The sequence below is a fragment of the Clostridium tanneri genome (genome assembly GCF_033659955.1).
GTDB lineage: Bacteria > Bacillota > Clostridia > Clostridiales > Clostridiaceae > Clostridium_AM > Clostridium_AM tanneri.
The window spans coordinates 1-12,839 of the sequence record NZ_JARUJP010000016.1; the positions used below are offsets into that span (position 1 = coordinate 1).

Genomic DNA, 12,839 nt, shown 5'->3' on the forward strand with positions numbered 1-12,839 from the left:
TAATCACCTCAAAGCTTTTATTTTAGTACATTTAGATTATATAACTTTTGAATAAAATAAGTCAAGGATCATGTCCTTGAACTTTAATTATATTAGCATTGTGCATAACCATAGTTATTTTCGCTATTATCATTATTCTCAACATCAACTAATAAGTCTTGACCAGGTCACTGTTACTATCTTGTTTTGATGTCATATTATCTACCTCACCGTATCTTCATATATTCATAAGTTTACCGTTTTCTAATAAAGTGAAAAAGTCGCTTTATTTCATTTATTTCTACCCTTAATTTTTTCTTGCTGAAACAATCAACATTATGGGATGGCGAATTTCATCCTCTATCTCTGGAATACCTTTCAAAAGTTATTTATTTCCGATACAATTTGCCTCACTTCATTATAAAGCTTCTCAGTCATGTGGTAGCATTCAAAAGTGGAAAAACCGAGTACTTCAAAAATATAATTAACCCTTTGTGAATATTTTTCAGGTTTATATTCAAAAGTTTCAAGCAGTTTGATAGCTTTCTTTTCATTGATACAATAAGCATTATTGCATGCAAATAATACTTGGTTTAAACATGAAACTATACGAAAAACATGGCCTGCAATATAATATTTATCGTCTGCTGCCGCATTTGCCTTTACAAACATTAAAGAGAACTCAGCTTCAAACATAAAAAAGTTTATCAAGCTCTTCTTTAAAGCAGTAGGGTAAATCTCTGCTTTTTTCTTCAATTCATTAAACCCGCTATTTTTGTTATAAAGCACTTTGCTGATTGCTAATTCTCCACGATACATGGCGCTAATATATCCATGGGGATGTCCCGTCTGGTAATTGGCAGTAACAATTCCTTGCTCTGTATCTTTTACTATTTGTTCTACCCGTTTTATATCACGTAAAATTAAATCCACATGATGCCCATTTATGACTAACCATCCGCCGCCATTAACCCAATTACCCCATGCTCCGGGAGGTACAACAAGGTTGCTTCTATGCTCGTCATCCAACTCTGTAGCAAGTTGATTAATAGCATTCAGGTCAAATGATTCTAAATTGTAATAGATTCCAAAATCTATATCTGAATCCTTTGTATGAGTGCCTCTTGCACGTGAGCCTCCCAATACAATGCCTTCTATATAAGGCAAAGATGATAGCTTCTCTATTACTAATTTAATAATATTATCTACCATACAAATACACTCCTTTGATGTTTATTATTGAAGGTTACACTAAACTACTATTTTTTCTTTGCGATATAAAATACATAGCTGTAATAATCCTTAAAACGATTATACATGTCTGCTTCAATGAATTCTTTAACCTCATCAACATAATCATATTTTTTCAAGAATGCTTCCGACCATATTACATCAAAAGAACTTTTATCAAAGGCTAAGTTATCCATTATTATTCTCCTCGCAAGATATTTGTATAATGTATAATATACTATTCTATAATAAGTCTATCAAGATTTTTCATATCGATTTTATCAACTTCTCTAGGCTCATATCCACTATGAAATAATTTTTGAGCCTCAGCAGAAATACATGGAATAATCCTACCTTCAAACACTGCAGTCGAAAACCATTTTGCTTCAAACTCATACCAGCCACCTTGTGGATCAGCCTGTTTGGCACTTCCGTCTTCATTTATTATTAAAGGGTGTATATCAATGTATCCCAATTTCAGATGATATAACTCGATACGAGAAGGACTCCAATCAACTACAATCTCATAACCTATTTCTTTCAGTTTATTTAATAAAGTTTCCGTAAACTCTCCGTCAAAATCAACGTCAATATCTCGATGTTCTCTGTTTTGTTTTCCAAGTAAAATATCTATACCCCATCCCCCATCTATCCAATATCTCATTTCCATACTATCTAATAAATCCAATACTTCTATTAAGTTTTCCTTGGTTACAATTTCTTTTTTATTCATAAAACTCTCCTTAAAATAATTATAATCCCTGTGCTTCAACTGAAATTACTTCATGGTTTTTTCAATTGCCTTTAAATTGCCATTCATTTTGTTCACCCAGTTAAGAAATAAGGTTCCCAGCAATAGCCTATCATTGCACTAAAGCTATTAGAATCTCATTCTCATCATGAATAAATAATATAATATAAGAGGTAATCCGATAGCAGATACTATTGTGATTGCAGTATGTACTTTTTTCTCATCTCGTAATATACACAATAAAAACTTGTACCCTAAAATACCAATCAATCCACCTAAACAATTTAGGATTATATCATCAATGTCTGATGATCCAATACCTAAAAGCCCTTGAATGATTTCAACAAACAAACTCACTATAAATATAAACAACGAATTAGTTATTACTCTTTTATCATTTTTGAATAATAACAAATATGCACCAAGAGGACTAAAGATAACTATATTGCCAATCACATTACCAAAGGCGAATCTTTTTATAGTAGCAGAGTTACTATATATATATTCCTTTATACTATAAAAAGGAATGAGATTGATTGACCTAGGCCCCGAATACGAAATTCTTGATACCAACAATATTTTAATTAGCAAAAGTATGTAACAAATGAAAACACCATATAAAAAAACTATTTCAATTCTCTCCCGTTTATTCATAATACCCCCATTTTTCATTTCATTCTTGCTTGTTCTCACTCATTATTATAGTACTGCAAAGTAAAAATTTATATCATAGTAATTTTATTAATAAAACCTTAAGGTTTTATTAATATAGCTTTAGATTTCCTCCTTGACTCTCAATCCATATATCTAAAAGTTCTTTTAAATCATCAACCTTTTCTTTATCTGTGGAACCTTCCTTTTAAATGCTCCTTCCACTACTCCCCCTAGACAACCTCTTACTTATAGCTCCAGACATTGTTAAAACAATCACATGGTAAAATATATAATACCACGGGTCCCACCATACATAGCTTTTCAGTATTCCAATCTTCGTAAGAATTAGCGTAGTGACAAAAGTAATACTTGCCATAACCAGATATTTTAATCCTCTGTGTCTCCAGTTGATCTTTATCAATATAGTAAAAATTATTGCTACCACTACATGATAAAGTGAGGCAAAGGCAGTTGTGTCATGGGCATAATCTTTAAACCACCCGAGAAAATAAGCCCTATTAGAAAGCCACATAATAGGAATAATATGCATACAGCCTAAAATCGGTGCAGTGCATAAAAATAAAAATATAGAGTGCTTAATTCCCTTTAATGGCTTTGATATTTGTCTATAAATTACCTTTCCTAAAGGAAAAAATACAAAAAGAAGGCCAAAGGTTGTATACCCTGTTTTCCACCAATTATGTTCATATATATTAAGCCTTAAAAACAGCCACTCAGTGAAAGTTAGAAATGCTGTAAAAAAGCTAATCCAAAGCCAATTCAATTTAAAGACACCTATTAAGGTAGCCAAGGCAGGTACTATTAGTAAGTTTGAAACAAGAGCACCTACATTACTATCATAATAGGAATTATATTTAATTATCTTAGGAAAGTATTGATAGCTGCCCCCAAAAATATAGATTACAGTTTCAATAAGAAAAGCAAATTCAACCATTACCAAGAATAACAATAAAAAACTAGATTTTCTTTTTTTAGAATATATAAAAATTAAAATGCCAAGGCTTATAATTGCCAATCCCATATACCACCAGGAATTAAAATTCATAATAACAACTCCTTTTACTATGGCCTTCTATATAGTATTATTATTTAGAGTTGTTTTATACTTGAGATTGACATAATTTTACCAAGGTCTTTCACCTTAACTAACCTTTAGTGCTGAAAACTCTCTTACCAAACACGTAAAAACTCGTCTGGGAGATAAAAGCTCTTATCGTCAATGAATATTTCCTGTAATTCATATTCAGGATTATCAGCTTCCTTAAAACTGTTAACTGCTTTATTTATGTTCTCCATCTTCTTGTCTAACTGAGCCACTGAAATAGCAGCCTCTCTAAGTTCATCCGTTAGATGCTTAGGTACTTCTTTATTGTATTTATAATAGATTTTATGTTCTAAACTTGCCCAAAAATCCATGCCAATAGTTCGAATTTGTACTTCCACACAGATATCTTCAACTCTGTCAGACATAAAAACAGGAACTTGCAGGATTAGGTGCAGGCTTTGGTATCCATTAGGTTTTGGGTTCTTTATGTAATCCTTACACTTAATAGTTTTTATATCCTTTTGATTTTGAAGCATTTCACTTAACTTGTAAATATCAGATACAAATGAACAAACTATACGAATTCCAGCAATATCCTGAATATTTTCTTTTATAGAAGGCAGTGAAAGTTCATATCCTTTTCTATAAATTTTCTTTAAAATACTTTCCGGTGTCTTTATTCTCGATTTAACATGTTCAATAGGATTATAGTCATGAACATACTGAAATTCCTGCTTTAAAATATCAATTTTTGTATTCAATTCGTCTAAACCAAACTTGTAAGTCATTAGAAATCTAGTCAATTCTGTCTTTAATATTCTCATATGTTTTAAACTTAGTTCCCTTTTTTCTTCCATCTTCTTACTACATTCCTTTCTTCATCTACCTGTAAATAGCACTAAATTCTAAGCCTTCTATTTCTAAACTATACCATAAGTATACAAAGTAATTGTTAAGTATTCCTAAACTTACACTAAATTATCTATTAAATCTACTTAAGTCTACATTATAAAGCTGTAATTATATAAATAGTGTAAACTAATATATTAATTAGCCGAATTTAGTAATTCTCTGTCTCTATTATACCATAGAAGTTGTTGTCCTCTATTCATCATTCTAAGCTTTTATTCTTACACTTGATTAAGAAGTGTCTTACTTTGTTACACAAATATAGCCTTCTCTATTGCTAGAAAAGGCATTGTTACATATTATTATATATATTATTTTTTATCTACTTTCACAAATCCTGAACATACTTTTACATTACATTAAAACTCAAAGCATATATAACTTAAGGTTCCATATACATAACTTTGATGTAAAAGCTTTGGGTTATGATTATTTCCACTTCCCATGGCTATAAACATAGGAACTATATGCTCTTCACGAGGTACAGCAAGTTTTGCATAGGGTGCTAACTGTCTATAATTAAACAAAACTTCCCTGTCATTATTTTCTACCTTTTCTATAAGCCAGTTGTCGAATTCCACTGCCCATTCTTCAGCTTTTTCTGAATTCCAGTCCACTGTAGAAAGATTATGAACAGTTGAGCCGCTTCCTATCACTAAGATATCTTCTTTCCCCAGTTCCCTAATTGCTTCTCCTATTTCATATTGTTTTTCCATTGATAACTCAGGGTTTACAGATACTTGAATAACAGGTATGTCTGCTTTTGGAAACATTAAATAAAGCACATCCCAGGCACCATGATCTAATCCCCTATTTTCATCAAGCTTACTCTCAATGCCATGGTCCCTTAACATGGATTGCAACTTTGAAGCTACATCTACAGAACCTTGAGCAGGATATTTTATAGAGTATAATTCTTTTGGGAATCCATAAAAATCATATATCATATCATAAGTACTGTCTAAAGAGGAAATTGTGGTGATTTCGCTTTCCCAGTGTGCTGTAAATATGACTATAGCTTTAGGATTTAGTTTTTTCCCTAAGTCTTTAAGAAAATTAGTGTATTCATTTTTTTCCACCACAAGTGTTGGTCCTCCGTGGCATAAAAATAGCGAAGAAATCATTTTTTCACTTCCCTTTGTCTCTCATCATTTAATCATATCATTCTTATTTTATTCTGTGCTCAGGCCTATTTATTATTCATTTAATTGGAAGTACAATTACTCCACAAGATATTATTAATCCTTTTATCTAATAATAAAAAAACCTATTTCTTAACAGCGCTAAGAAATAGGGTGTTTATTATTCCACAACTGGAACTAAAAAAGAAGTTACATAGAGATTACTGTCTGTTCTAAGTGCATGCATTTCTCCCGCTGGAACAATAAATTCTCTTCCAACTGTAAGTTTTATCTCCCTATCTTCTAATACTCCAAAGCCCTCTCCTTTTATGCAGTAAAAAATTTCATCATGCTTCGGGTGGTTATGTAATGCTACTTTTTTCTGAGCATCTATATAATATACATTTGTCACTATACTTTCTTTGATATCTTGTAAATTCATAATTAATTCCTCCTCAGAATATATTGCTTAAGCTAATGTAGTTTTCAATAATATCTTATCATATATTTTTACTGTCATCTACTTAATAAGAGGGAGCAAATGGAGCCTTCACCATTAGCTCCCTCCTTAGTTATCCTTTTTTATTGCACTGTATTTATGAGAATATTAAAGCACAAAACACAACATATGTCACATATTATATAAGTGTGAGCAATATTAATGGAGTGTAAAAATGTACCATACTCATTATTATTCAGGCTATACTTCAGTTAACGACAGGCACAGTCATGGATATTCTGGAGAAACTTCTCCAGCACCTACAGGAGTGCGTCATACTCATTATATAACAGGATATACGGACTTTGCTGATGGACACAGACACTATTATACAATGCAAACAAGTCCTGATTATCCAGTGCCTGGCGGACATATTCATTTTATTTCAGGTCCGACCTATATAACCGAGCAGCACTATCACTTTATTAAAGACAGAACAAGCGAAAACTAGATCCCTCGAAGATGGGAAAAAGTAGTGGGCCTTACAGCCACCTATGAGGCTCACTATCTTAATATTCAACCTCAAGCCTACATTAAGGGAGCAAAAATACGTAATACTGACCTTGCTAGTGCCTTATACCATTTAACATCTTTGAAGTCCTCTACTGTAATTTGTCTGCACATTTTTAAAGTACTAAGAAAGTCTTCCTTAATATCTACAATACTCTCAGAATTATACAGCCAAACACCACATTCAAAATGTAAATATAAGCTTCTAAAATCCATGTTTATGGTACCAACAACAGCATATTCATCATCTGCTACATAGGTTTTTGAATGAATAAACCCTGGAGTGTATTCATAGATTTTAACTCCACTATCTACAAGAACTTTATAATAGGATTTGCTTACCTCATGAACATACCATTTGTCTGCATAATGAGGAGTAATTATACGAATATCCACTCCCCCTTTAGCTGCGGATGATAGTGCAGTTATCATTTCATTATCTATAATTAAATAAGGTGTAGTTATATAAAGGTATCTCTTTGCTTTGTTTATTAAGTTTAGATACACTATTTGACCAACAGTTTCATCGTCTAATGGGTTATCTGTAAAAGGTTGGATATATCCATCTTTCTCCTGGGCCTTATGTGGTAAAGTGTCATTCTTAAATTGGTTAAAATCCTCATAGGTTCCTCTAAGATACCCCCACATTGTTAAAAACATTACAGTGAGACTCCATACAGCCTCCCCCTTAAGCATTATAGCTGCATCCTTCCAATGACCGTGTTTTCTAAATTCATTTATGTACTCATCAGCCAGGTTAACGCCTCCTGTAAAGCCTGTGTGTCCATCAATTATTGCGATTTTACGGTGATCCCTGTTATTCAATCTTGAAGACAATACAGGAATTAAAGAATTAAAAATACAGCACTTAATACCCATTTCTTCAAGCTTTTTGTCATACCTATGGGGCAAAGTAAATATACAGCCTGCATCATCATAGACAACGCGAACATCTACACCGGCAGCTGCTTTTTCTACTAGTATATCCAGTATGCTGTTCCACATAACACCTTCTTCAATAATAAAGTATTCCAGAAATATATAATGTTCTGCTTTTTTTAGTTCTTCCTTCAGCCTTTCAAATTTTAATTCCCCAATTGCAAAATATTCCGTTATTGTATTCTTAAAAGGAGGGGAATAGGCATAATTTTGAATGTATCTAGACTGATTAGCAGCAGTTTCACTTTTTAATTTCATCTCTTCTAAAATAGACTGCTGCGGCTTAAGGGAGTCCTTAGTTTTATCTACTATAGATTTCATTTTCTTCCTTTGTCTTTCGCTTAGTTTGTTGCCACGGTAAAAAATATAAAATAGCCCTCCAAAGATAGGAAAGAGCAGTATAGGTATTATCCAAGCAATCTTATATGCCGGATTCATATTTTTATTAATAATCCATAATAGAGCAGCTACACTTATAAATATACTTGCTCCATAGAAGATTGCAAAATAGTTATAAAACTTTAAAATTGCAGCTATTATAACTAAAAGTTGTATTAATATTGCTAAAAACACGAAAGCAACTCTGTGAAATAAAAACTTTTTAACAAATCTCATTTTTCTCATCTCTCTAAAATTACTATTTTGATATAGCTTTAACTATAAATATGGATAAAATTAAAGAAGCAGTTACCCTATTAGGAATACTGCTCTTTTATAGTATAACTATTCTATAATCTATTGTATATATCTTAACATATTAGTGTATAATTTATTTTAATTCAAAAATATTTAATCCTGAGTTGTCGTCAAACTGTCTTCCTATTTCTCCATCCACTTCTGTTAAAAGCATTTCACAAGTTCCACTTATCCAAGCTTCATTTAAATGACCGCCATAAGCTTTATACTCTTCGTCACTGACAGTTATATGTAAGTGAATGTATACTTCGCCATCTTTTCTTGATACATTTCCAGTAAGATTTGTAATTTCAAAATCTCCACTTAAAGTTTCTGAATGATAAACCTTTGTATTTGTATTAAAAAGTCCAATCTTAACCTTATCTGCAGCACCAATTGCACTTATAAAGCCAGCCTTTATATTGTTTTTTTCACATATTTCTTTAATATTGCTTACGATTTCTTCACCTTTATCTATTCTTATAACCCAATTTGAACCTAATTTTTTACAAATCATTTTTATCCCCTCACTTTTCAGTTTTAACATAATTAATTGAAGCTATGTATGCAACTTCTTGTAAGCTTTGTTGAATCTTTCATTCAGCTTAAAGGACAAATTGCCATCTTTTACCTCATTACTTTTATTATACAAGAACTTGCCTTTAGAAACAACTTATTTTCCCCTTATCAGCTGCTATCCATTTATTTGTTAAAGCATTACTTCTGTAAAAAAGGGATGTTAAAGATTTTCATTATAAATCCAAGAAGAATAAAAGCGATAATCCATGCTAAAATAGGGTTCTTATGGTGAATAATTAGTGAAGGAAATACAACAACATTGTGAAGTACTGACCACCATATATTCCAGCCATTATAATTTTTTTGCATTCCAATGGAAGTTGTAAATAATTCTATGCTTATATAAATAGCAACCCATAATGCTATATAAGCAACCTTATGTGATAACTTTTTAGGAAGATTAGATAAAAATAGTAGTGTAGTTGCGAAAAATATTGTAAATATTATAAATAGCTCATTTATAGCAGGTACTATAATGTCAGGTTGAAATTTCCATAAAGGTTTATCGCAAAAGACCAGGTGGTAAACAAGATTTCCCATGCCAAAGAACAACATAGTGGGATAATATCTCCTCCAGTTTTTCAAGTCCCCCCATTTACATGCACTTGTAATCCATAATGAAGCCATTGTTATTCGTATTAATGTATACCTCATAGCTAAATCTCCTTTAACAAGTATCAACTATAGTTTTCTGCAAAATGTCAGCAGTTATTCAAAAATGCAGAACATTGGCATAATATTCGTCATGAAGACTTAACCTATAGAGAAGGTTTACCTTTATCCGATGACTACTTTAAAGGAATTTGAGCTTCTCCAGTCATTCCAGACTTCAATATTCCTTTGTTGTCCTTTATGGTAATCTTTATCTTAGTAGCTATGTGCTTTCCTTCTGAGGTAGATTGTTTATCCTTAGGTGTGTATTCATTTTTTAAAGCAATGTAACTAATCTTACCAGTTTGGGTACCAATGGAAGTCTTTACTGTTAAAGGCTGATTATAATAAACTTTACCTAAATATTCATCTGGTATATAACAAAGCAGGTATAAATCATCTTTAATAGCTATATCTGCAATATTGCTACCTACATTAACTATATCACCTAGTTGAAAATTCTTACTTACTATAATTCCGTCAGCTAAAGCTACAATGCTGCAGTTATTTAAATTATTTTCAGCCTGATTTAACTGTGCAATGGTTTGATCTAAATCTCCCTGTGCTGCTTCAATAGCTTCTTTTGTTGCCCCACTTTTAAGTAAATTGACCTGTGCCTCTGCTGCATCATAATTTGCCCTTGCCTTATCAATTTCTTGAGGAGTGGAACCATTTTGTAATAAAGCTAACTGTTGTTTTGAACTTTCTAATTGATACTGTACAGTAGAAAGTTGTTTTGAGGTTGTATCTAATTTATATTTAGCATCATCTAATTCACTTTTTGATACTGCACCTACCTGATACAGTTTTAGAACATTATTATACTGTGTGTTTATATGGTCATAGGTTAGTTTTGTAGAGTTTAAAGCTTCTTCAGATATTGAAACAGTATTTTTAGCCTGTCCTATTTGTTCCGCTCTATTACCAGAGGTTAAAAGATCTACCTGTGCCTTTGCTGCACGAGCCTGCGCCTCTGCCTGCTCTATTTGTTCTGGGCGAGTTCCTGACTTTAACTCCTCCAGCTTTGCCTTTTTCATGTTAACCACTGCCTGCAGCCCTTCAACAGTATATTTCTGATTTGTATTATCTATTACAGCTATAACTTCACCTTTTTTCACCGGTTGTCCCTGTTCTTTTTTCATTTCTATAATCTTCCCTGCAACAGTACTGTTTGCAGATATAATATTATTTTCAATATCCCCTTTTAAGGTTAAAGTACCTGACTTTGAAGAACAGCCTGTGGTAATAAGAGCAGTGGATAAAAGGCATATAAATAATTTTTTCATAAAATTTCACCTCATTTATTTATATTTTTCTGTATTTTTTAAGAGCCAATATATTTGCTATGATGAAAAATATACAAATTCCTATTAGAACAAATACATCCACTCCAATAGAATTCCAGCCCTTTCCTCTTATCATAATATTTTTAAGAGCGTCTGCTATGTACCATAGAGGTGTAAACCTTCCAATAGCCTGCAGCCATGGCTCCATAGTACTTAAATCAAATAGCCCAGAAAAAAACACCTGTGGCACCACAATTATTGGTATGAATTGAATCATCTGCAATTCATTACTAGCAAAGGCAGATATAAATGTACCTATGGTAAGAGCAACCATTGCAGTTAATATTGTTATTAGAAGCACCAGGGCAAAGGAGCCTATCATCATCATATTGAGAATATTAATTGAAAACCAAGCTATAAGTGCAGACTGTATTATAGTAAAGACTCCAAAGCCTAGTAAATAACCTATAACAATTTCCCACCGCTTTATAGGTGTAGCAAGAAGTCTCTCTAATGTACCGCTGGTACGTTCGTTAAGAAAGGCAACTCCTGCTATTAAAAAGACAAAGAAAAATACAAAGAAACCAATAAGTATAGGCCCAAAGTTATCGAAGGAAGCCATATCCTCATAACCATATAAATAAGTAATATCTGGCTCAGTAGAAGGCATTAACTGCTGGGTTGCCCCTTGCACCGACATAATGACAGCCTTGTTTTTAGTTGGGTCACTACCTTCTAATTTTATTTTTGGAACTCCCCTTTCGAAATTAATTGTTGCATCAACCTTTGAAGAAGTTAGTGCTTCATAAGCACTGCTCTCATCATACCTAATTATCCTTACATCATCCTCCTCTAGTTTGTTAACCAGATTAAGAGGTGCGTTAACTACCCCAATCTTTGGATGGTAATCTGTACCGTTAAAGACAAAGGACATTAAGGTTAATACTAGTATTGGTGCAAAAATCATTAGACCAATAGTACGCTTATCATGAGCTAGCTGAAGCAAAATTCTAATCATAACTGCTTTTACTCTCAATTTCCTTCACCTCCATAGTACAAGAATGCCTCCTCAATATTAGATGAGCCAGTGGCAGCTTTAAGCTCCTCTGGGGAACCTACTGCAATTAATTTGCCATCACGAATCATTCCAAGGTTGTTACACTTCTCAACCTCATCCATTACGTGGGTAGTAACAATGATAGTAGTACCTTTATTTTGCAGCTTGTAGAGTTCTTCCCATATAGACTTACGAAGAACAGGGTCAATACCAACGGTAGGCTCGTCCAGTATCAAAATTGGAGGTTCATGAAGTAGTGCAATGGCAAGGGATAGACGTCGTTTCATCCCACCGGAATACTGTTTCACCTGCTTCTTTAAATGCTCTGACAAATTTACAAGTTCCATAACTTCCTTAATTCTCTCCCTTTGCTTTTCCTTTGTAAGGTTATACATAGAGGCAAAAAATTTCAGGTTTTCTTCTGCAGTAAGTTCTCCGTATAGTGCATCTGACTGTGCCATGTACCCTATTTTACTCATCATGGAGAGCTTTGGCATTTTTTCCTCTAGTACAAATACCTCTCCGCTGGTAGGACTGTCAACTCCGGCAATCATTTTTACCAAGGTTGTCTTACCAGACCCTGAAGGACCAAGCAATCCTAAAATTTGAGAATAAGGTACTGCTAGAGTAATATCAAAAAGTACTTGTTTTTCTCCGAAAGTTCTATTAACCTTTTCAATTCTAATACAGGGGGAACTTGTAATTTTTTTATTTTCCATGGATTCACTCCTCTCTAGAAAAAACTATATTATATAAAGCTAATCTAATTGATATGATTTTTATTAAAATTAATGAACGATGTGTCTATTATTTCTATGTAATCATTATAATTTAGTGTACGCCTATGTTCAATAAACAGAATATCTATATGTGACTATTAATAGACAGATTCTTGAAAATTGTCTATTTTTTAAATACAAAACTAAACCTCGA

Annotated in this window: 15 protein-coding genes; 1 reads left to right on the forward strand and 14 read right to left on the reverse strand. The window is 32.6% G+C overall.

Annotated elements, in window-relative coordinates:
• Window positions 1-357: 357 nt before the first annotated feature.
• The 8 genes from P8V03_RS13170 to P8V03_RS13205 form a co-directional block, all read right to left on the reverse strand.
• Window positions 358-1,191 (reverse strand): nucleotidyltransferase domain-containing protein, encoded by an 834-nt coding sequence (locus tag P8V03_RS13170; RefSeq protein WP_318798457.1) that lies wholly within the window; start codon window positions 1,189-1,191, stop codon window positions 358-360.
• A 47-nt stretch (window positions 1,192-1,238) separates the two neighbouring features.
• Window positions 1,239-1,406, reverse strand: coding sequence for a hypothetical protein (locus tag P8V03_RS13175; RefSeq protein ID WP_261669935.1), 168 nt, complete (start codon window positions 1,404-1,406; stop codon window positions 1,239-1,241).
• A gap of 41 nt (window positions 1,407-1,447) precedes the next feature.
• Complete coding sequence (locus P8V03_RS13180; RefSeq protein ID WP_318798529.1) at window positions 1,448-1,942, reverse strand: nucleotidyltransferase domain-containing protein; 495 nt, start codon at window positions 1,940-1,942, stop codon at window positions 1,448-1,450.
• A gap of 147 nt (window positions 1,943-2,089) precedes the next feature.
• A complete protein-coding gene (locus P8V03_RS13185) occupies window positions 2,090-2,614 on the reverse strand; it encodes a VanZ family protein (RefSeq protein WP_318798458.1) in 525 nt (174 codons plus the stop codon).
• 205 nt (window positions 2,615-2,819) lie between these two features.
• Entirely contained in the window at window positions 2,820-3,680 is an 861-nt protein-coding gene (locus P8V03_RS13190; protein WP_318798459.1) for a hypothetical protein, read from the reverse strand.
• 125 nt (window positions 3,681-3,805) lie between these two features.
• Window positions 3,806-4,537, reverse strand: a complete 732-nt coding sequence (locus tag P8V03_RS13195; RefSeq protein ID WP_261669931.1) for a GTP pyrophosphokinase — start codon at window positions 4,535-4,537, stop codon at window positions 3,806-3,808.
• 411 nt (window positions 4,538-4,948) lie between these two features.
• Window positions 4,949-5,713 carry a DODA-type extradiol aromatic ring-opening family dioxygenase gene (locus P8V03_RS13200; RefSeq protein WP_261669930.1) on the reverse strand — a complete coding sequence of 255 codons (765 nt, stop codon included), beginning with the start codon at window positions 5,711-5,713 and terminating at the stop codon, window positions 4,949-4,951.
• A gap of 178 nt (window positions 5,714-5,891) precedes the next feature.
• Entirely contained in the window at window positions 5,892-6,152 is a 261-nt protein-coding gene (locus P8V03_RS13205; protein WP_318798460.1) for a cupin domain-containing protein, read from the reverse strand.
• Between the two features lie 232 nt (window positions 6,153-6,384).
• On the opposite strand from P8V03_RS13205, the gene P8V03_RS13210 reads away from it, so the two are divergent.
• The gene (locus P8V03_RS13210) at window positions 6,385-6,660 is read left to right on the forward strand and encodes a YmaF family protein (RefSeq protein ID WP_318798461.1); all 276 of its coding nucleotides are present in this window, start codon (window positions 6,385-6,387) and stop codon (window positions 6,658-6,660) included.
• Between the two features lie 77 nt (window positions 6,661-6,737).
• Here P8V03_RS13210 and cls read toward each other — a convergent pair whose 3' ends face one another.
• The 6 genes from cls to P8V03_RS13240 form a co-directional block, all read right to left on the reverse strand.
• Window positions 6,738-8,273, reverse strand: a complete 1,536-nt coding sequence (gene cls, locus P8V03_RS13215) for a cardiolipin synthase (RefSeq protein ID WP_318798462.1) — start codon at window positions 8,271-8,273, stop codon at window positions 6,738-6,740.
• A gap of 154 nt (window positions 8,274-8,427) precedes the next feature.
• Window positions 8,428-8,850 (reverse strand): PPC domain-containing DNA-binding protein, encoded by a 423-nt coding sequence (locus tag P8V03_RS13220; protein WP_261669926.1) that lies wholly within the window; start codon window positions 8,848-8,850, stop codon window positions 8,428-8,430.
• Between the two features lie 200 nt (window positions 8,851-9,050).
• Window positions 9,051-9,566, reverse strand: coding sequence for a CBO0543 family protein (locus tag P8V03_RS13225; RefSeq protein ID WP_318798464.1), 516 nt, complete (start codon window positions 9,564-9,566; stop codon window positions 9,051-9,053).
• Window positions 9,567-9,700: 134 nt separating this feature from the next.
• Entirely contained in the window at window positions 9,701-10,849 is a 1,149-nt protein-coding gene (locus tag P8V03_RS13230) for an HlyD family secretion protein (protein ID WP_318798465.1), read from the reverse strand.
• Between the two features lie 19 nt (window positions 10,850-10,868).
• Entirely contained in the window at window positions 10,869-11,885 is a 1,017-nt protein-coding gene (locus P8V03_RS13235; RefSeq protein ID WP_318798466.1) for an ABC transporter permease, read from the reverse strand.
• Window positions 11,882-12,625, reverse strand: a complete 744-nt coding sequence (locus P8V03_RS13240) for an ABC transporter ATP-binding protein (protein WP_318798468.1) — start codon at window positions 12,623-12,625, stop codon at window positions 11,882-11,884. The genes P8V03_RS13235 and P8V03_RS13240 overlap by 4 nt, the downstream gene beginning before the upstream one ends.
• Window positions 12,626-12,839: the final 214 nt, after the last annotated feature.